The sequence below is a fragment of the Rhodococcus sp. (in: high G+C Gram-positive bacteria) genome (genome assembly GCF_049286785.1).
Lineage (GTDB): Bacteria > Actinomycetota > Actinomycetes > Mycobacteriales > Mycobacteriaceae > Rhodococcus_F.
In genome coordinates this window covers 1-19,308 of sequence record NZ_JBAQEO010000338.1, presented here as the reverse complement: position 1 = coordinate 19,308, position 19,308 = coordinate 1, and the positions used below count along the sequence as shown (strand labels likewise).

At 67.4% G+C, this 19,308-nt stretch carries 14 protein-coding genes and 3 pseudogenes; 4 read left to right on the top strand and 13 right to left on the bottom strand.

Features of this window, described 5'->3' with window-relative positions; all coding sequences use genetic code 11:
* Positions 1–219: 219 nt before the first annotated feature.
* From WAW17_RS12825 to solA, 4 genes and pseudogenes are all read right to left on the bottom strand, one after another.
* Positions 220–822: pseudogene (locus tag WAW17_RS12825) on the bottom strand (MFS transporter); the annotation flags it as partial.
* A gap of 129 nt (positions 823–951) precedes the next feature.
* On the bottom strand, positions 952–2,622 hold the full coding sequence (locus tag WAW17_RS12820; protein ID WP_422333343.1) for a hydantoinase B/oxoprolinase family protein: 1,671 nt from the start codon (positions 2,620–2,622) through the stop codon (positions 952–954).
* The gene (locus tag WAW17_RS12815) at positions 2,619–4,688 is read right to left on the bottom strand and encodes a hydantoinase/oxoprolinase family protein (protein ID WP_422333342.1); all 2,070 of its coding nucleotides are present in this window, start codon (positions 4,686–4,688) and stop codon (positions 2,619–2,621) included. The genes WAW17_RS12820 and WAW17_RS12815 overlap by 4 nt, the downstream gene beginning before the upstream one ends.
* 1 nt (position 4,689) lies before the next feature.
* Entirely contained in the window at positions 4,690–5,865 is a 1,176-nt protein-coding gene (gene solA / locus WAW17_RS12810) for an N-methyl-L-tryptophan oxidase (RefSeq protein ID WP_422333341.1), read from the bottom strand.
* A 95-nt stretch (positions 5,866–5,960) separates the two neighbouring features.
* Between solA and WAW17_RS12805 the strand changes: the two genes are divergently transcribed.
* Positions 5,961–6,875, top strand: a complete 915-nt coding sequence (locus tag WAW17_RS12805) for a MurR/RpiR family transcriptional regulator (protein WP_141475906.1) — start codon at positions 5,961–5,963, stop codon at positions 6,873–6,875.
* An 828-nt stretch (positions 6,876–7,703) separates the two neighbouring features.
* Here the strand turns inward: WAW17_RS12805 and WAW17_RS12800 are convergent.
* The gene (locus WAW17_RS12800) at positions 7,704–7,835 is read right to left on the bottom strand and encodes a hypothetical protein (protein WP_422333340.1); all 132 of its coding nucleotides are present in this window, start codon (positions 7,833–7,835) and stop codon (positions 7,704–7,706) included.
* Between the two features lie 408 nt (positions 7,836–8,243).
* Here WAW17_RS12800 and WAW17_RS12795 point away from each other — a divergent pair, with 408 nt between their 5' ends.
* Both WAW17_RS12795 and WAW17_RS12790 read left to right on the top strand, forming a co-directional pair.
* A complete protein-coding gene (locus tag WAW17_RS12795; RefSeq protein WP_422333339.1) occupies positions 8,244–8,864 on the top strand; it encodes a DNA-binding protein in 621 nt (206 codons plus the stop codon).
* Between the two features lie 3 nt (positions 8,865–8,867).
* A complete protein-coding gene (locus WAW17_RS12790; protein WP_378678060.1) occupies positions 8,868–9,515 on the top strand; it encodes an RES family NAD+ phosphorylase in 648 nt (215 codons plus the stop codon).
* 396 nt (positions 9,516–9,911) lie between these two features.
* Here the strand turns inward: WAW17_RS12790 and WAW17_RS12785 are convergent.
* Both WAW17_RS12785 and WAW17_RS12780 read right to left on the bottom strand, forming a co-directional pair.
* Positions 9,912–11,100 (bottom strand): annotated as a pseudogene (locus tag WAW17_RS12785) (carboxylate-amine ligase).
* 773 nt (positions 11,101–11,873) lie between these two features.
* Entirely contained in the window at positions 11,874–12,425 is a 552-nt protein-coding gene (locus WAW17_RS12780; RefSeq protein WP_422333344.1) for a universal stress protein, read from the bottom strand.
* 606 nt (positions 12,426–13,031) lie between these two features.
* Between WAW17_RS12780 and WAW17_RS12775 the strand changes: the two genes are divergently transcribed.
* Positions 13,032–13,463: a pyridoxamine 5'-phosphate oxidase family protein gene (locus WAW17_RS12775; protein ID WP_422333338.1), complete on the top strand. Its 432-nt coding sequence runs from the start codon at positions 13,032–13,034 to the stop codon at positions 13,461–13,463.
* Between the two features lie 260 nt (positions 13,464–13,723).
* On the opposite strand, the gene hadA is transcribed toward WAW17_RS12775, so the two are convergent.
* The 6 genes and pseudogenes from hadA to WAW17_RS12745 all read right to left on the bottom strand — a co-directional run bounded on the left by hadA (position 13,724) and on the right by WAW17_RS12745 (position 18,396).
* Positions 13,724–14,239, bottom strand: coding sequence for a (3R)-hydroxyacyl-ACP dehydratase subunit HadA (hadA, locus tag WAW17_RS12770; RefSeq protein ID WP_422333337.1), 516 nt, complete (start codon positions 14,237–14,239; stop codon positions 13,724–13,726).
* A 653-nt stretch (positions 14,240–14,892) separates the two neighbouring features.
* The gene (gene phoU / locus WAW17_RS12765; RefSeq protein WP_005566906.1) at positions 14,893–15,540 is read right to left on the bottom strand and encodes a phosphate signaling complex protein PhoU; all 648 of its coding nucleotides are present in this window, start codon (positions 15,538–15,540) and stop codon (positions 14,893–14,895) included.
* A gap of 142 nt (positions 15,541–15,682) precedes the next feature.
* Positions 15,683–15,991 carry a hypothetical protein gene (locus WAW17_RS12760; RefSeq protein WP_422333336.1) on the bottom strand — a complete coding sequence of 103 codons (309 nt, stop codon included), beginning with the start codon at positions 15,989–15,991 and terminating at the stop codon, positions 15,683–15,685.
* A gap of 204 nt (positions 15,992–16,195) precedes the next feature.
* Positions 16,196–16,849: a DUF2267 domain-containing protein gene (locus tag WAW17_RS12755; protein ID WP_422333335.1), complete on the bottom strand. Its 654-nt coding sequence runs from the start codon at positions 16,847–16,849 to the stop codon at positions 16,196–16,198.
* A 142-nt stretch (positions 16,850–16,991) separates the two neighbouring features.
* Positions 16,992–17,300 (bottom strand): hypothetical protein, encoded by a 309-nt coding sequence (locus WAW17_RS12750; protein WP_422333334.1) that lies wholly within the window; start codon positions 17,298–17,300, stop codon positions 16,992–16,994.
* Between the two features lie 392 nt (positions 17,301–17,692).
* A pseudogene (locus WAW17_RS12745) lies at positions 17,693–18,396 on the bottom strand (IS6 family transposase).
* Positions 18,397–19,308 lie beyond the last annotated feature (912 nt).

Genomic DNA, 19,308 nt, shown 5'->3' with positions numbered 1-19,308 from the left:
GGTCCGACAGTGATCGGCGGGCGAGCAGCCAGTGCCCACGCCCGGGTGCCCAGGCGATCCGGATCGGGATCCGCACCCAGGAGTACTCCCGCGGGCCGTGATCGCCGCCGTCCCGCCGAAGCAGTGGCGCCGGATCTCCGCCGGCGACGGCGCGCACGGCCCGCGTTCTTGCAGGAGGTACGCCGGTATCCACGTCTGGAGGGCGTAGGTGCTGCCCAGTCCGGTGGCCCCGAACAGTGCACCAATGATGGTGCGCCTGCGGAGTTCCGGGCCGAACAGTTCCCGGAAGACCCCCCGCTGCTGTGGTTCTCGTGTGACCTGGGTTCGTGGGACATCACGCAGTTTGCGGCGAATCACCAGGGCCACGATGGCCGGCAGGATGCCGAGCAGGAACATCACCCGCCAGGCCACCTCCGGTGCCCAGATCAGTCCGGTCACCATGTACGCGAGGTTGGCGCCGGCCCAGCCCACCGCCCAGGCGGACTGCACCCAGGCCAGGACGCGGCCGCGGCGTTCGGGTGAGGCGTACTCGGCCATCAGGGCGGCGCCGACCGGCCATTCCGCTCCGAACGCGAACCCTTCGAGGGTGCGCCACAGCAGGAGTTAGCCGAAATCCTGCGAGGTTGCAGTGAGGGCGGTGAACAGCGCGTATGCGCCGATGATGATCACCAGCACCTGGACCCGGCCGAATCGGTCGGCGAGTCGGCCGCCGACCACCCCGCCCACGGCGGAGGCGATCAGGGTGGCGGAGGACACCAGCCCACCCTCGGCCTTGGTCAGTCCCAGCGCGAGCAGGATGCCCGCCAGGGCCAGCGGAAACATCTGATTGGTGAACCCGTCGAGCCCCCAGCCGGACCAGGTGGCCCAGGTGATCCTGCGGGTGAGGGAACGACCGGCCGGGGCGGCCGTCTCATTCGGGGCGTCCTGCATGGTCATAATGTGTCTCCGTGCTCACTCGGCTGTGGGGGTGAAGTGGTAGAGATCGGCGGCGGCCTCCTCGGAGACGCGGCCGTTGCGCAGGTCGTCGGCGATCTGCTCGGCAGGGCGGTCGGTGGGGTCACCGAAACCGCCGCTGCCCGGGCTTTCCACCCTGAGCACGTCGCCGGCGGTCAACCTGACCCCGGAGATCCGACCACCCGAAAGTGTTCGCTCGTCCGGGCGACCGGGATTGACGACGAAACGGCCGCTGCTGCCGTCGTGCCCGCCGGCCAGTCCCCACGGCCTGCTGGCCTGGCGGTCGGCGTGGGCGGAGAACTCGGCCTCCTCGGCGAGTACCCGGACGTCCCGGCGGACGCCGAGACCGCCGCGATGCCGGCCGGCCCCACCGGAATCGGGGATCAGCTCGTAGGTGTCGACGAGTAACGGGTATTCCTGCTCGAGCGCCTCGATGGGCAGGTTCGAGGAGTTGGTGATGTGTACCTGGATGGCGTCCATGCCGTCCTTGCCGGTCCGGGCGCCACCACCGCCGGCGACCACTTCCGGGTAGACGAAGAAGCGGCCGTCGTGCTCGCCGGAGAAGGTCACATAGGTGACCGTGCTGTGGCTGGCCGCCGGAACCCGGTCGGGCAAGACCTTGGCCAACGCACCGAGGACCACGTCGGCGACCCGCTGGCAGGTGTCGGTGCGTGCGGTGACCGGGGCCGGTTCGATCGGGTTCACGATGCTTCCGCGTGGGGCGCTGATCTGCACCGCGTCGTAGAACCCACCGTTGGGCGGGATGCCCGGATCGAGGACCGCCTTGAGGGCGTAGAACACTGTTGCTTCCAATGCGGGCCGTACGACGTTGATGCCGACCGGTGCCTGGGGTCCGGTGCCGGCGAAGTCCAGGGCGACCCGCTCGCCGTCGATGGTGATTGCGACGGTGATCTCGGTCGGTTCTCCGTCGCTGGGGTCCATCACGTCGGTGAAGGTGTAGGTGCCGTCCGGCACCTCGCGCAGGGCCGCGGTGAGCCGTTTGCGTGAGTGCTCGAGCAGGTAGGTGGTGGCTTCGGTGACCGTGCTGGTGCCGAATCGTTCGTGCAGGGCCAGCAGCCGGCGCTCCCCGCTCTCGACCGAGGCGAGTTGGGCGAGCATGTCGCCTCGGCGTTCGCCGGGCAGGCGCGAGTTCAGTTCGATGAACGCCAGCGGTGAGTGTTCGACCCCCGCGGCGGTGGCGAACCGTACCAGGGGAATTCGCAGCCCTTCCTGGAACAGGGATGTGGAGTCGCCGGCGTTGCTGCCGGGCACCCGCCCGCCGATATCGGAGTGGTGGGCGATGTTGGCGCTGTACCCCACCAGCCGGTCTCCGGCGAACACCGGTTTGACCATGGTGATGTCGGGCAGGTGGGTGCCGCCGCCGTGGTAGGGGTCGTTGGTGATGAACACATCGCCCGGGGCGATGGTGAGATCGGTGGCCAGGAGTGAATCGATCAGCCCGGTCATCGATCCCATGTGAATGGGCATGTTCTCGGCCTGGGCGACGAGTCTGCCGTGTTCGTCGAACAGGGCGGTCGAACAGTCCGCCCGTTCCTTGATGTTGGTCGAGTAGCTCGCCCGGCGTAGGGCGGCGCCCATCTCTTCGGCGACGCTGGTCAGTGCCGCACCGATGACCTGCACGGTGATGGGATCGGGGTGATTGCTCATGATTGCTCCAGCTCGATGATCAGGTTGCCGTACGGGTCCACCCGTCCGCAGGCGTCGGGGGTGATGACGGTGGTGGTGTCCATCTGCTCGACGATCGCCGGACCGGTGAGCACGGTGCCGGCATGCAACGCTTCGCGCCGGTAGACGGGGGTGGTCACGGTGCCGGTGGTGTCGAAGTCGACGTCGCGGTACTCGAGCACCGCGTCCTCGCCGGGTTCGGCCGATCCTGCCGGGATGGGCCGGGTCGCGGGCCGGTCGACCAGGGCGGTGGCGGTGGTCTGTAGCTCGATGATCTGCACGGTCGCGCGTTCGTGGGCGAAGCCGTAGCTCTTGGCGTGCGCCTGGTGGAATCCGGTGACCAGGTCGTCGAGGGCGTCCGGTTCGATGCGGGCGGCATCGACGATCCGTTGGGGCAACGGGACGGACAGTTCGAAGTTCTGTCGGGCGTACCGCATTTTCGCGACGCCGGTGATCGTCGTGGCCGAACCCGGCGGCGCCTCCGCGGCGAGCCATTCGGTTGCGGCGGTCCGCAATTGGCCGAGTACCTCGTTGAGCTTGCCGAGATCGTGGGACTTGGCCTCGGCGAGGGCGGCGTGGGTGAAGTCGGTCCGGATGTCGGTGACGAGCAGCCCGAGCGCGCAGAGCGTGCCGGGGTTGGGGGGTATCAGGACGGTGGACATGCCGACCTCACGGGCGACCTCGACCGCGTGCAGGGGTCCGGCGCCGCCGAACGCGACCAGGATGTATCCGCGGGGGTCTTCGCCCGCCTCCACCGATACCCGGCGTACCGCGCCGGCCATGTTGACTGCCGCGATCCGGCCGATCCCCCGTGACACCGTCATCCGATCGGCGCCCATCGGTGTGCAGAGTCCGTCGATGGACCGTTCGGCGGCCGCGTAGTCGACGGCGAGGGCGCCACCGAGAATGTAGCGGGGATTGAGGCGCCCGCGGATGACGTTCGCGTCGGTCACGGTGGGCCGTGTGCCTCCGCGGCCGTAGGCGGCGGGCCCGGGGTACGAGCCGGCGCTGGCCGGACCCACCTCCAGCGCGCCGCCGCTGTCCACGGCGGCCAGGCTGCCACCGCCCGCACCGACGGTGTGGATGTCGAGTGAGTTGGCCCGTACCGGGCGGCCCTCGATCGTGCGTTGCGAGGCGGACAGGGCGACCCCGTCGGAGACCAGGCAGACGTCGGTGCTGGTGCCGCCCATGTCGAAGGTGATGATGTTGGCGTATCCGGCTGCCTGGGCGACGTGGGTGGCGCCGACGACACCTGCGGACGGCCCGGACAGCAGGGTGCTGACCGGATGCCGGCGGACCGCATCGAGGGACATCATGCCGCCGCCGGAGCCGATCACCTTGGGCTCCACCGGGACGCCGATGTCGGCGATCCGCTGCGCCAAGCGGGAGATGTAGCGTTCGATCTTCGGTCCCACGTAGGCGTTGACGACGGTGGTGGAGAAGCGCTCGAATTCCCGGAATACCGGGGCGATCTCGGCCGAGGCGCAGACGTAGGCGTCGGGAAGCAGTTCTCGCAGGCGCTCGGTCACCGCCACCTCGTGCGCGGCGTTGCGGTAGCTGTGCAGGAAGCACACGGCGATCGCTTCCGGTGCGTCCCCGATGATCTGGTGCGCCGTGGTGAGCACGTCGTCGTCGGCCAGCGCCCGAAGGACCTTGCCCTCGGCGTTGATGCGTTCGGCGATGGTGTGCACGAGCGCGCGCGGGACGAGTGCGTCGGGCTTGTCGGCGTCGAAATCGTAGAGGTCGGGGCGTTGCTGTCGGCCGATCTCGAGGATGTCGCGCAGTCCCTCGGTGGTGACGAGCACCGTGCGAGCACCGTTGCCTTCGAGTACCACGTTGGTGGCGACGGTGGTGCCGTGGCCGAGGTAGCCGACCTCGTCCACTCGCCAGCCCGCCTTGGTGACCACCGCGGCCACACCCTCGGCGACCGCGACCGACTGATCGTCGGTCGTCGACGGCAGCTTGTGGATCCAGAAAGTACCGGTTTCGTCGTCCAGGGCGGTCACGTCGGTGAACGTGCCTCCCACGTCAATTCCTATGCGCAGCATGTCAAACTCCTGGACGATCGGCGGTAGCGAACCGGGACAACGAGAGATGGTCGATGGGTAGGTCTGTGGCGCCGGTCAGTAGCAGGTCGACGGCGGAACCGGCGAACACCGGCGCGAGCTTGAAGCCGTGGCCGGAGAACCCGCCCATCGCCAGCACACTCGGCATGTCCGGAATCCTGCCGATGATGCCGTGGTTGTCGGCGGTGTACCCCTCCATGTAGGTGCGCAGGCTGCTCGGGCGCGGACTCAGCCCGGTCGTGCAGCGGCCGACCACGGCGGACACCTCGTCGACGTAGGCCTCGGCGACGACGGAGTCGAGCTGGTCGGGATCGTCGACCACGCTCTTGTCGACGTGGAGGTTGACCTTCACGCCGCCGCCGACATCGGGAAAGAAGGAAAACTTGTTGTTACCCCCGCTGCGCCGGATGCCGACCGGGAACTGTTGTGGTGCCCAGTGCCTCGGTTCCTCGGCCTCGAACCAGCTCAACGCCACCCGGCGGATCTCCACCTCGGACTGCAGGCCCGGCAGATTCTGGGTGATCCACGGTCCGGTGCACACGACGAGTTGATCGAACTTCGTGGTGGTCACCTCGCCGCCGCGGCGGTAGCGAACGGTGACGCCGTGCTCGTCCTCGACGAGTTCCTCGACGACCGCTCCGGTCAGTATCTCGGCCCCGGCGCGTTGCGCCAGCTTCACCGTCTCGCGGATCGCGCGCGTCGGATGCAGCAGCCCCCCGTCGCGGTCCAGCAGCAGGACGTCCTCGTCCAGAAGCCGGTGCTGCGGAAACCGGCGGGCGGCCGCCACGCCGTCGAGCTGCACCAGATCCAGATTCCATTTCTCGCCGACGTCGGTGACGGTGCGCACATCCGGTTCGTCTGCGCTGCCTATGGTCAGCGCGCCGACCGGTTCGAACAGTTCCGTGCCGGCCTGGGCGCCGAGTTCCTGCCACGCCCGCCTCGCTTGGCGGAGCAGCGGAACATACTTTCCGCCTTCCTTATAGGCGACTCGGAAGATGCGTGTCTGCCCGCCAGCGGCGCCGCGGTCATGTCCGATCTCGAATCGCTCGAAGCCGGTGGCGCGGATACCGCGCGCCGCGAGTTGATGCAGAACCTGGCTGCCCATGGTGCCGACGCCGACGACGCCGACCCGGGGCTGCCGTGTTGATGTGATCTCCATAACACGGAGCGTAGCGTTCACGACGTAACAACGGAATAGCGCGACGTAAATACTTCGTTTCATGCTTCGGGAGGGGCGTAGTGAATACTTCATCTGTGTCTTCGGTCTCGCAGTTCCAACCCTCGGCCTCGCTGAGCCATCGCATCGCGAAGGTCGCCGGCCGACTCGCCCCCGGCGAGCGCGCAGTCGCCGACTACCTGCGCGACCACCCCGAGGAGGCGGCCGTCTCGTCCGCGTCCCGGCTCGGCGCGGAAACCAACACGAGCGACGCCACCGTCATCCGCACCGCACGCAAGCTCGGCTTCGACGGCCTCAGCGATCTCAAACGCAGCCTCGTGGACCATGTCGCCCGACGCCGGGATCCGGCCAAAGTGCTCGACGAGCGCGTGCGCCGCCTCCCCGAAGGGGCCGGAACGGTGGTGGGGCCGGTACTCGACGCCGGACGAGCTCTGCTCGGGGAAGCAGACGACCTCGTGGACGGGGTCGAATGGCAGCGGTGCGTGGCGGCACTCACCGCCGCCACGCATGTGTGGACCTACGGCATCGGACCGAGTGCGATGCTCGCCGAGTACTTCGCGCTCGCACTGCGCCGCGCAGGTGCGGTGGCCGACGCATGGACCGCCACCGGGTTCCGGCTCGCCGACGACCTACTGCGCGTCGAGGCCGGGCACGCGGTCGTGGTCATCGCTCCCCTGCGGGTGTTCCGGGAGACCGGGATCGTGCTCGACCGAGCGCATCAGGTCGGCGCAACGAGCATCGTGCTGACCGAGGCCATCGAAGAGGCCGGCGACACCCAGGCCGATCACGTTTTGCACCTGCCCGAGTCGACGGCGAGCGCGGCCAACGAACTCCTCGTACCCCTCACCCTGCTGCACGGGCTCGTCCTCGAACTGGTGGCCAAAGACAGGGGCACCGCGATCCGCAATCACCAGGAGCTCAACGCACTACGCACCGAAATCGCCGGCAACGAACTCGACACCACCAGCCTGCGCGGACCGTATTCCGTGTAGGTTCCGTTCCGCACATATCTGTTCCGGCGATCCGAGTCGGTCGCGCCGCCTGGTGACCTGCGGGTTTCCAGAGGGACCTCGGCACCCACTTCCAACGATCGTGTCCGAATCTTCAACCGCAGAACGGATCCCACGCCCGCCCACCGCTCCTCGACTGACGTCTTCCGTGTCACACACGGTTTGTGGGCACTCGGGATAATTTTTATTTACCGCAGCGTCCCAGGCGAATCCCCAGTCCAGCGTGATTCCGCTCCGGAACAAGCCCGCCGCCGAAGTTGGCGATGGCGGTGAACCAGGGCACCCACGCAATGCGTAGACGTTCGCGATCCGAGACTCGGGGACGAGCTCAAGGCAGAGCACGAAGCCGTCGCAGCCTGTAGTCGCTTCGCCCACGGACTCGACCCGTTCACTTCCTGGCGCACCACTACACCCTGCTATTCTCCGAATTCAATTGGGCGCGCCAGGCAGTATCGGCGATTCCGAGGCCTAGACGGGAGATGATCCCGACGACTGGACGGCCTGTCCCCTGACCCGGTGCGCGGTACCAGCCCGGTGAGTTCCTTCTCCCACACACAAATATTGTCGAATGACACTGCATGCCAACATAATTCAGACCGGCTCGAAGACGGGCAAAACCGGCACCCGCGACGCCCCGCGCGACACCCACACCCCCGGCGCCGGCACCACCCCCAACAGATCGCCGGCACCCTCACCCCACCCCCACATCACACCCACACAACAAAACAGAACACCAGGTCACAGCCACATCACACACATGCTGCCCCCGCCCCAGAAGGTAGGGTGCAGGACGGCGTCAGAGACGCAGGCTCAGCTAGGGAGGACCTTCTCGACGGTGCTCACGACCGAGACGTCGAGCTTGTCGAAGCGGCCCGAGATCGCACCTTCCTGGTCCGGGGCGACAGCTTCGTCTTCGTCTCCGCCGACGACGAGTGGATTCACCCGCCTCGGGCGGAGCGGTGCTGTACTTCCTCCGCATCCGAACCGACCTGCCCCCCGCTCCCCCTCACCGGCGCCGAGAAGGTGCTCGCCGACCCCTGTACACGTCTGCGGACCGCGCTGCGGGGGCTGCGGACCTCTGAACTACTGCGGTCAATACTCCCTTCGGCCAGCAGTAACGACATGTCCCTCACGTGAGCGACTCACCGACATCGCGACGGACCTTAGGGTCTCCGCCGGCACAGCGGTCCACCCTCAACTCACGGGTGCGAGAAGGCCGGGCCAACACCCGTGAGCTTCCCTCCATGCAGCGGGCGAGAAGATCCAGTGGTTCACGTCGTCCTGGCCCGGCCGGGTGCACCGATTCTAACGCACGGCTACACTGTTAGGTAACGAGAGGAGTTGGTGATCATGGCGGCGGACATCGAGACGCGAGACACCGGTGGCGGCACTCAGCCGCTCGAGCAACTACTCAGCGAGAAGTTCGGCATCAAGATGGCCCGACTCGACATCGAACGCGCCCTCGACGCGCTCCCCACCATCCACCAAGCCTCGGTGGCCCTTCCCGCTGCCGAGGCCGCGATGTACGACGCCGCCGACTTCGGCGAAGACCAGGACGCCTACCGGCGAAAGATGCTCGACAACGTCGCCGCCTACACCCGCCTGCTGAGCACCGCGCGCACATCGGCCGAGGTCAGCGCCCTCCTCGAGGTCGATCCGTCGCGGATCCGGCAGCGCGTAGCCGACCGCACGCTATGGGCGCTCAAGGACCAGGGGAAATGGCTCTTCCCGGCACTACAGTTCGAACCCGATGGACCCCGACCTGGCCTGGTACGCGGCCTGGACAAGATCCTGTCCGCCCTGCCCGCCGAGCTGCACCCCCTGGCCGTCGAAGGGCTCCTGACTACTCCGCAAGACCAACTCCGCGACGACGAGGGCAAGCCCGCATCCATACTGCATTGGCTACGTTCGGGCGGCGACATCGCGACCGCCTCTTGCGTCGTGGAGCAGCAGAGATGGGCGAGCGCCTGACGGATGTCCATCCTCCCTCTCCCCCCACCTCCGTCGCCCGATGAACTGCGCGCCATCGGAATCCGACCGAACGAATACCGCCTCATCGATACGACCGAAACCTGGTGGCGGGTGCACCGCACCACCGCCGTGCACACCCTGGCGTGGAACGCGTTCCGCACCTTCGGGCCTGTGCTGAGATTCGATCCCCACCCGCAACCGCGCGGGCATCACCCCGCGCACGGCGTCTGGTACGGCGCAACCAACCCCGGTGCCGCGCTCGGCGAAGCGTTCCAACACGATCGGACCATCGATCGCGCATTCGAGATCCCCTACTTGACCGGCCTGCGTTTCACCCGCACCCTGCACCTCCTCGACGTCTCCACCGACAGCACCGGCCACTGGCCCACCCGCGCCGGCGGAACCTATGCCATCTCCACCGCCGGACACGACCACACCCAGAGGTGGGCCCGCGCCATCGTCGACGCATTCCCTCATCTCGACGGCATCAGCTACAACAGCCGCTTCACCGGGGCCCTCTGCGCAGCCCTGTTCTCCCGAGCGCAGGACGCGATGCCGACCGCTCCCCTCACCTCACGAGCGCTGACCGACCCGGCACTCGCCACCCGACTCGCCGGCGTCGCCGACAAACTCGGATACAAAGTCGTGTGACATTCGTCTGTTCCCGACAGCCCACCACGACCTCCCACCAACGGGGATACTCGCTACCAACTTCGATTCCCGGTGCGGGAATCGCGTTGAGGTCGACGCCCAGCCGGACGCCGCTGGAGAGGGCGTCGAGTGGAAACCGGAGGTGTAGGCGTCGAGCTCGTTTTCGATGATCTGCCCAGGTCCTTCGCCGTCATCTTGCGCTCGGCCATCGGAAGTTGGCTCACGCGCCCACGACCGCCGCCAACTCCGGGGTTTCATTGTCGGAGAGCAGTTCGATCCAGTCGGGTCGCATCTTCGCCCACACGCCAGTCACCCTGCGAAATCGTGGGTCACGTTTCGTCTTCTCCAGCACCTCGTCTCCACGGGGCTTCCCTGATTCCGGCGGAATCTCCGTTCTCATCGGTCGACCGCGTGGTGGTCGCGGTTGTCGCGGTCGGTGGATCCGCACCCCTCGGTTGTCCAGCGCGCGGCCATCTCGGTGACGCCGGTCAGGCCCCCGGTACGCAGGGCGCGGCGCTGCCGGACGGCACCGTTGCCGGCGGCCAGGACCTGCCGCCACCGCCGTACGCGTGTGTTCGTAGTCACCGGATTCCTCCAGACACGGCCGGACGTGGATGAGCAGCTGACCCACGAGTTGGGTGGCCGGAACCAGGCGCCGCGTGCCGGGGTCGAGTCCCGAACCCGCGAGGCCGTCCCGTGCCGCCCGCCAGCACGCCGCCCGCAACTGGTCCCGGTCGATCGGGTCCGCGGGGCGGCCGACGGCCACCGCGCCCAGGGCGGTGGTGACCAGCGCCCGGATCAACGTGGCCAGCAGCACGGTTTCCCCGACCGTGGCGGGCACGTCGCTGATGCGGATCTCGACCGTGGGCAGATGCGCGGACAACCGCACATCCCAGTAGACCATCGCGGTGTCGAGGATGCTGCCGCTCTCGCACAGCATCGCCACCACCTCGTCGTAGTGGTGGGCCGACCGAAAATACGGGGGTGGTCCCGCGCTCGGCCACCGCGCCCACAGCAGGTGCCGCCAGCTGGCGTGCCCGGTGTCGGCGCCGCCGGTGATCGGGGAGTTCGCGGTCAACGCCAACAGGGTCGGCAACCACGGCCGCAGGTGATTACTGACCTGCACCGCGACCTCCCGGTCGGGCACGCAGACATGGACGTGGCACCCACAGATCACCTGCTCGGCCAACACCCCGAACCGCTGCGCCATCCGCTGGTACCGGGGCGTGTCGGTCACCGACCCGGTCGGCGGACACCACAGCGGAACCCCCACGGCCAGCAGCCGGGACCCGGACCGCGCCGCCGCCTCCGCCGCCACGAACCGGGACCTGCCCAGTTCCCGGCGCAACGCCGGCACACCCGCACAGACCGGTGTGCACGTTTCGATCTGACACTTCGACAGCTCCAGTTGCAGATCGATGCCCACGGCCGCGGCGGCCGCCGCCACCGTCGTGCCAGCCAGATCCGGCCGGCCGGTGACCGGATCGACGAGAACGAACTCCTCCTCCACCCCGATCGTGGGCGTGTTCTCAATCCGAGTGTCACACAGTGCATCGAGTGCGTTCTTCGACAGAACGGATGCCATCGTGACCTCCCTACCCCGGCGGCCGGCACCGACCACCCGCCACCGCAAGCCTTCCACGCGCGCACCGAGGAACACCAGGAACAGACAACCGCACGGCAGTCGCTGCGACCTACCGGGTGAAGTCCCTGAATCACACCGTCACAGGCTTTCCGAATACCGCGATCTCAAATTCACGAGCGGACCGCGGCCACCGCAGTCGGAAGCCGCACCGACCGCGGTGCCACACCCCCAACCGATGCCCCTGGTCGGCGATGCCCGACGAGCACGCCCATCGGCGCCGCCACCCAGATTCGCGGCCGAGCCCGCCGGCGCCATCGCGGCAATTCTCCGGAACACGGCGGAGAAGATGACAATCCTCCGGTCCGTATGGATCGTTGTCGCCGGCTCGCGGCCGGGTTTCGCTACCGGCGGCGAGCGGCCTTCGAGTCGACCTGCCGATCGATGTCCGGGTCGTCGACGAAAACGAGGCGGCCGTCGTCGAGGACCACTCCCCACCGGCGCACCGGCGCACGATCGGCGCTAGGTCCGAATAACGACGAAACGCCATGAGCCGGTGCAGCTTCGCGTATCAGCGGACTTCGACCGATTGCCGGTGATGCGGGCGGCCGCGGAGACCAACACCCTCCGCGGCTCCGTATGCCGCCTCGCCCGCGGCTGGCCCCTCCCTCCCGGCCCGCAGCGGGGTCCGACGTCGATATCCGACCGCGGGTGAATCACAGACTCGCGGCGTTGTCCGGTGGTCGGTGCGGGTGTCCGGAACTGCCTGTGGCATCTCACTCAGCGCCCGCCGGTCCCGCGGCGCCGACGCGTGTTTCGGGGACCAGGACAACGGGACGGCGGCCGTGGTGGACCAGGTGCGAGGACACCGACTCCCCCAACGCCCGCTCGAGCACGGACACCAGCCCTCCCCGTGCGCTGCCGATGATGATCATCAGGGCGTCATTCGCGTCGGCGATCGTCGCCAACAGGTGCGCCGGGTTGCCCTCGTGGGAGTAGTAGCTCCAGTTCCCGGGCAGCGCTGCGAGCATGGTGCACGCCTCGGTCCGTTCCCGCTCGACCGTCTCGACGATCCGCCGTTCCCAATCGTCGCGGTCCGGTTCGACCGGAAAATCGTCGAGGTCGACGACGTGGGCGACATGCAGATACGCGTGGAGCGGGACCGCCAGGCCCATGGCGAAGGACAGCGCCTGATGGCTGGCGGGATACCGGTCGAACCCCACCACCAGATGGCACACCGGCTCGGTCGCGCCCGCGGGCCCGTCCACGCGCACCGGTTTCCGCCAGTCCCGCACGCCTTCCCGGTCGGGGGGCTTCTTCTTGATCATCTGCTCCTCCTCACCACCGGCGACCATGGGAAGCCGGCCGCTCCTGTCGCCCACGGTCACCGCCGCCGCGCCCAGCGCGCTCGTCGCAGCGGCGGGGCACCGCCGGTGTTCGATCGGCGCACGGTCTCGACGCCCACGGCGCTGAAGGTGGTGTACCCACAACAGCACCCGACACCCACCATGCCGGATCACCGCAGAACGCCGTGCACAAGCGCCAGCCCGGTTTACGAAAAGCGGTTCGCCGAGCCGGCCACCGCCACCGCCGCTATCCGGACAGCCGAACACGCACCGGACCGGCCGTGGATGCGACCGCATCAGGATCAACCGGCAGCGCGGGCGCCAGGTCGAGTTGCGCGGGAAAGCAGCCGTCAGCCGCGCAACGAGGCGGTGCAGACACCCCAGACAGGTGTCCCGGCGGAAATCCAGTGCCGAACGAGTCACACCGGACACAAAAGCCCCGGCCGGTCCCGGCGGTGCCAGCACATGGGGGTGTGGTCATCGTCCAGTTCGGGAACTGGCTTGCCGAAGTGACCTTGTCCTCTGTTTCAACACCCCGGGGTGAGTTGATTGTTGTAGTGGTCGGGCAGTCGAGCTGAGGAGACCCTCATGGCCACGACAGCCCCGGATTCGGCGCTCCCTGTGGCCGAGTGCATTCGCTTGCTGCGGTCCGTTCCGGTCGGTCGAATGGTCTTCACCGACAACGCGCTGCCGGCGCTGCGTCCGGTGACCTTCGCCGCCATCGGGGGCGACGTCGTCATCCCCACCGACGACGAGACGTTCGAACGCTTCGACGGGGAGTTCCTCGCATTCGAAGCAGGGGACATCGATCTGATCACCCGAACCGGATGGAGCGTGACTGCCATGGGAAAAGCCACATACGTGTCCTTCGCGGAAACCATGGCCAGATTCCACGACCGGAGCGCGGTCCCGTGGTCGACCCATCCCGGGGACTACCACCTCATCCTCGACATGGAATACGTGAGCGGCCGACGCGTCACGCTGATACGCGTTCCGGCGACAACCGATGAAGGTGTGTGACCAGACGCAGGAAACCACCGGATTCGCGTGGCCCGAGCTCGTCGAGACACACGACCCTCCGGATTCCTCATGCCCGACCGGTGCGCGAATATCCGCTGACCGGTCCTCGATCCGTTACACCCTGTTCGTCGGCTCTCCCCCTGACAACAACCGTCGCAAGACAGTCCCGCATACGACAACGCCACGGCATGCACACGCGGAGCTGCACAAGCAGGTCACCGACCCGAACGAGCGCGCCAGAACTCAGCCACGCGGCTGGTCTATCTACGCCCGGTCGTGCGGGCTTGGGTCACCGACCCGGGTAGTTTCGGCGCGTACGCCACCAGCGTTGTCCACATCGTCTGCACCGGTGCGTCGTTCTGATCCCTGATGATCGTCTTCATCACGAGGAAGTCGCTGCCCGCCGCCCGCCGGAACGAGTCCAAGAACACGTCACAGTACAGCCGGTCGCCGACCTCGATGGGCCGGTGAAACTGCACGCGTTGATCGGTATGCAGTAGCTCGCTCGGGTCGTACCCGGTCACGACCTCGTCGAACAAGCATTGCTGGGCGATCATGGCCACGATGGAGCCGAAGGTCAGCGGGGCGATCGCCCCGTCATAGCCCAGGGCTCGGGCGGCGTCGTCGCTCCGATGAGCAGGGTGACGATCCCACAACGACGTGGCGAACTCGCACACCTTGTCCCGGCCGACCTCGTAGAAGTCGGTAACCCGGTGGTGGTGACCGACCAGACTCGCGGTGCGCTCGGCCCTGGTGTCGTCGAGGGGTGTGCCCACAGGCGGAGAACTTACCCCGTCGGGTGTTCCTCCGCTCGCCGTCGGGCGCTGCTCCTGCACGGCTGGCGTGTCGAGACGTGGCGGACGGCAACGGATCCCAGCACTCCGACGGACCGACGGATACGTTCTCGCCCGTGTAGTCGGACGGAGACGAAGGGTACGCGTTCAGTGGCCGCACACCGGGCGGGGGTCATCTCGGGCACACCCCGTCGACCAGGTCGCACGCTTCGCTCTGCCTGCAGTCGACGGACTGGTGCTGCGCTGGGTCGAGCGCGACGACGACGCCACCCTCGCCGCCCTCGACGACCTGATCCAGATCATCGTCACGAAGGCACCCGAGGTTCGCTGACCGCAGCCACGATCTGGGCTACATGTGCCGCCAGGTTGTCGGCTGTGCTCCGGAGAACCAGCGGTTCTCGCACCACGCTTGGTTTTGTCAGCAGCAGCCTGGTGGACGGTCACAGAGGGTGCCCCGCCAGCGAAACGGGGGGTCATCGGAGGCGGGGGGCCGGATGCACCCTGTCTTCGATGGGGGAAACGAAGTGAAGTGCACACTCCCGAGTGGTCCCGGGGAGTGGAGCGGCGACAGACCTCATCCGATGATCAGCCGCGAGCGGCCACAGCACCGGCCAGGGTCTTCCGTCAGCGGGAAACTACTGGGGGAGCTGTTCTCCGGTCACGAGGAAGATCACCCTCCGTCCGACCTCGACTGTGTGGTCGCCGAAGCGTTCGTAGAAGCGGGCGAGCAGGGTCATGTCGACGGCCTCCGGGATGTTGCCCGTCCAGTCCGGGTCTTGGATCAGATCGAGCAGTTGACGGTTGAGGGCATCGAGTTCGTCGTCTCGTCTGGCGAGTTCGGCGGCCTGCTCGGGATCTCGGGTACGGAGGACCCGTTCGGCAACCCCGGCAGACTCGGCCGCGGACAGGCCCATCTGGGCGAGGAGCTGTTCGGCCTCCCCGGAGGCGACGTGCTCGGGGTGGCGGCGGCGCACGCTTTCGGCCACATGTTGCGCCAGCCCACCCATCCGGCTCAGATCCGACACCAGATACACCCCCGTGAGGACCTGGCGTAGGTCCCGCGCGACCGGTGCCTGCAGCGCCAGCAGCGCCATCGCCTGCTCCTCGGCCGGCACGCGCAGTTCCTCGATCTGTTCGTTGAGATCGAATACCCGCTCGGCCAGCGGAAGGTCGGCGCCTACCAGGGCCTCGGTGGCCACCGCGATGGCCTCACCCGCCAGGTGACACATCCTCGCCAACCGGTCGGTCAGCTCGTCGAGCTGCTCGTGAAACTTCATCCGCATACGCATCATCGTCATATATCCCGCCGGTGCCCGCTTCGCGGGCCCGCCATCCGCGGCCGCTCGGCGGAAAGGGTGGTTAGACAGTTGGCGTCACGACCGATAGTCGTACCGCCCAACAGCGGTTGTTCTCATCGCTACCCGCTCAACTGCGAAGTCCGACCAGCAAGTCGTCCCCGCCTGGGCCGATCAGTGTGGCGAGTCGTTCCGCCGGGGTGTGGCGAGCGTCGGGACCAGAGGCGCAGGCATGATGGGGCGCGCAGCGTGAGCCTGAGGAACAGATGGTGGTGGTGTGCGAGGTGTTGATCGGGTGGGCCACTTCCCCGTGTTCCTGATGCATCGTCGTCATCGCCACATCGAGTGCACTCGACAACGCGTCCTGCACCGTGGTCGCAGTTGCCCAGACCCAGACGGCGGCGGGTCTCCTCGCATCCGCCGGCTGGAACAACGTCACCCCCGACCGTGCGGATGTCCACCGAAGTCTTCGTCTGAGCCGGGATCCTCGGGCGAATCCGATTTCGGACCGCGAACTGGTCATCTCGCGGTCCCAAACTCCTGGTCGCTGGGAACCGATCGCCGACCGCCGCCCTCGGGTCCTGCTCTTGGGGCTCGGCATCGCGGCGTCCGGTTCTCGCCGGCAGGCCGAGAACAGGCCGGGCTATCTCTTGGCCGTGCCCGCCACCATGAGGATTCGGTGCGCTTCCTGAGCCGCCCTTGCCGCCCGGCTACCGGCCGGTTCCTCCGTCGGGAGTTCTTCGAGGCCATGGGCCAATGCCGAAACCGCATCGGTCAGCGCCTGCAGCCTGTCCTCGAGGGCGTTCAGCCGGAGATGCTCGGCGGAGGATCGCGGCGCGGCGGCCGGAGTGGGGGTTCCGCTCGCGAGTTCGCCGCGGAGCCCGGTCGGCATCTGCGCGAACACATGGTCGAGTTGCCCGGGCGAGAACAGCGCACCCAGCCCGGCGGAGATTGCACCGGCGGTGGCGGGGACGTCGGCCGGGCTGATGCCGCCTTCGTAGGCGAACAGGGTGGTGAACCCGGTGGTGTCGTAACGGATGGGCACCTTGCTCGGTACCCAGCCCTCGAAATAGATTCCGCGCAGGAACTCGGGCAGCTGGGCGGCCAGATGCACCGCACTGTCCACGGTGAGCCGGTCGCGAACCAGATGCAACCATGCCCGCAGCACCCGGTAGGTGTAGTTGCGATCCTCGGTCCCGAGCCGCTCGGCGACAACCTTCAGCCACTCATGTGCCGTGTGCTGGGCGTGCGCGAGAGGGTCGTTTTGGTGCGTCATGAGGTCCTCCTGCAGAGTCATGCCTGTCTCCATAATGGTCCGCCCCGATGGCCGCCAACAGGGGGCGAATGACCTCCACTGCGGGGCAGTTTCCGGTTCGATCACATCGGGTGCGGTGAGCAGCCGTTGGACTCTCGAACATGCGAGCGGGTCCGCGGGGCCCTCAGGTGGCCGAGGGCCGGCCGAGTACTCGGTCCCCCCAGTCGGTGAGCGGGCTGGGGTCGGGCCAGATGATCGGATCGTCGGGTAGCGACGAGGATTCGCGCGGGTCCTCACCCTCGGAGTGTCGCTCCGGATTGTCGTCGACCAGGGAGCGCCGCACAGCCCCGCACCGGCAGGTCGGTCGGTCGGGTGACCGGTCCGGGCGAGTCGTTCGCCGGGGCGGCGGCGGATCGGCAGGAGGGCACGGAATGCGGACCACGGGACGGACTTCGTCCTCGAGCACGAACGTCTGCTCCTTCGCTGCACCCATCTGCATCGGGATTAACGATCACGGAGCCAGTGGTCGTCATTCGAAGCGACGCTCAACACCTGAATCGACCGGCGGGAACCACCGCACACCCGGAGGGAGAGTGGCCGTTTGGGGCAGCGGGTGGTTGCGGCCGCGGTGGTCGCGTACGTGGGGCCGTGTCCGGAGTGCGGGCGAGCATGGTGGTCCAGGTGGTCTGCATGCCGGTGCCGTGCAGGTCGGCGATGACGTTCTTGATCACGATGACGTCTTGTCCGTGGCTGCGGCGGAACGAATCGACGTAGATGTCGCAGATCAGGCGGTCCCCCACCGTGAGGCGTTTTCACGTTACTCGATAGGTTCAGTGGCACAGCGTGTCCGGATGCGATCTGAGAAGCGTTGTCGCCGGTCCCTATTCAGGCAGCGACGGTGCTCCCGGTGGACTCGTGCCAGACCGCGAAGCGGTCGGCCATCACCTGTCGGGAGTCGCTGGCGGAGAGCCCATGCCGGCGGGGTCGAGGAGATGACGCCGAACGCGGATAGGAACCGCTGTGCGTGCGCTGGTGATGTGAACCGTCGCATCGCCCGCTCCCGCTGTCGGGTCGGCTGATGGGAGTTCTCCGCCCGGTTGTTGAGGTGCCTCGAGCGGCGATTCTCGACCGACGGCATGAGCTCGCGGTGCGCGATCTGGTAGCTGGCCAGCTTGTCGGTGATCAGCACCCGCGGCGCGTACCGCAGCCCCTCGAGCAGCTTCCGGAAGAACCGCGTGGCGGCCTCAGCGTTTCTCCGGGACTGCACCAGCACGTCGAGGACGATGCCGTCCTGGTCGACGGCCCGCCACAGGTACTGCCGACGACCGTTGATCGTCAAGATCACCTCAAGATGCCACTTGTCGCCGGGGCGCGCGCGTCGGCGGCGCAGCCGGTTTGCGTAGGCCTGGCAGCCGAACTTGGCGCACCAGCGCCGAACCGTCTCAATAGGACACGACGACACCGCGTTCGAGCATCAGTTCCTCGATGTCGCGGAGGCTGAGCGTGACCCTGAAGTTCAACCACACACAGTGGTCGATGATTTCGCTCGGATAGCGGGGGCCCTTGCAGGACGGTTCTGTGAAGCTCACGACCGGGATCCTCCCATCCACCCTCAGCAGCTCGTCAACGTGACAATGCCTCCCCGAAAGACATCGTCGACGCCACTCCCCCACCCCACGCCGCACCCGCGCGCATGAACGCCTCGCACGCCACCGCGCCCGAAACCAACAGCCCAACGCCTCAACCCATCCCAGGTCACAGGCGCGGACACAGCTGGTGTACCTCGCCGCCATACGCATCTGCCAGTTCACACACACATCGAGACCCACATGCTCGACGAGATGCTTCCGGGCACAGAACAACCGGCACCTGGTGCTGGCTCGGCACGCCACAATGAGAAACGCCGCAAGAATCAGAGGTAGCGGCCACGTCGGTGGCTGGCTCACCAGATGGCGAGCTGCCCCGAGTCGTGCGGTCGCGGTGTGGTCGGCGCGGTGTCCCTGCGGCCCGCGCTCGCTAGTTCAGGCCCGAGTTCGACCGACTTGATGGCGAAGCCGCGCCGCGCGAGTTCGACGGTGGCCGTGCCCGTGCTCCTCCGATCTCCAGTAACGCCTCACCTGGGCGCAGTCCGGTCGTAAGAACGAGTTCGTCGTAGAGCGCCGACGGAGAGCGAGGCCGAGCGTCGTGGTACCGCTCGGCGGCGTCGAAGATGTTCCGAAGCTTGCGACGATCAGATGATATGTACTCGATCATCACCGCTCCTTTGGCCGATCAATCCAGCACTAGCGTGAGTTTCCTAGGTAGCCGAGTTTTCGTGTCGCGTCGTGCGTGTTGAGCTGGGCAAACGCGACCGGAGAGTGTATTACCTATATATGGCTTCGATCGTGGGGAAACGGCAGGGAGGGAAGACGTACTACTACCTGGTCGAGTCCGCCCGGGTCGAGGGTAAACCGCGCATCGTCTCGCAACAGTACCTGGGCAGCGCGGAGGAGGTGACGGCC

Bases quoted from the DNA above. Each gene is read 5' to 3' on its own strand.
- WAW17_RS12820 (WP_422333343.1), bottom strand. From the start codon at position 2,622: ATGAGCAATCACCCCGATCCCATCACCGTGCAGGTCATCGGTGCGGCA.
- WAW17_RS12815 (WP_422333342.1), bottom strand. From the start codon at position 4,688: ATGCTGCGCATAGGAATTGACGTGGGAGGCACGTTCACCGACGTGACC.
- solA (WP_422333341.1), bottom strand. From the start codon at position 5,865: ATGGAGATCACATCAACACGGCAGCCCCGGGTCGGCGTCGTCGGCGTC.
- WAW17_RS12795 (WP_422333339.1), top strand. From the start codon at position 8,244: ATGGCGGCGGACATCGAGACGCGAGACACCGGTGGCGGCACTCAGCCG.
- WAW17_RS12790 (WP_378678060.1), top strand. From the start codon at position 8,868: ATGTCCATCCTCCCTCTCCCCCCACCTCCGTCGCCCGATGAACTGCGC.
- WAW17_RS12780 (WP_422333344.1), bottom strand. From the start codon at position 12,425: ATGATCAAGAAGAAGCCCCCCGACCGGGAAGGCGTGCGGGACTGGCGG.
- WAW17_RS12775 (WP_422333338.1), top strand. From the start codon at position 13,032: ATGGCCACGACAGCCCCGGATTCGGCGCTCCCTGTGGCCGAGTGCATT.
- phoU (WP_005566906.1), bottom strand. From the start codon at position 15,540: ATGCGGATGAAGTTTCACGAGCAGCTCGACGAGCTGACCGACCGGTTG.
- WAW17_RS12755 (WP_422333335.1), bottom strand. From the start codon at position 16,849: ATGACTCTGCAGGAGGACCTCATGACGCACCAAAACGACCCTCTCGCG.
- WAW17_RS12750 (WP_422333334.1), bottom strand. From the start codon at position 17,300: ATGGGTGCAGCGAAGGAGCAGACGTTCGTGCTCGAGGACGAAGTCCGT.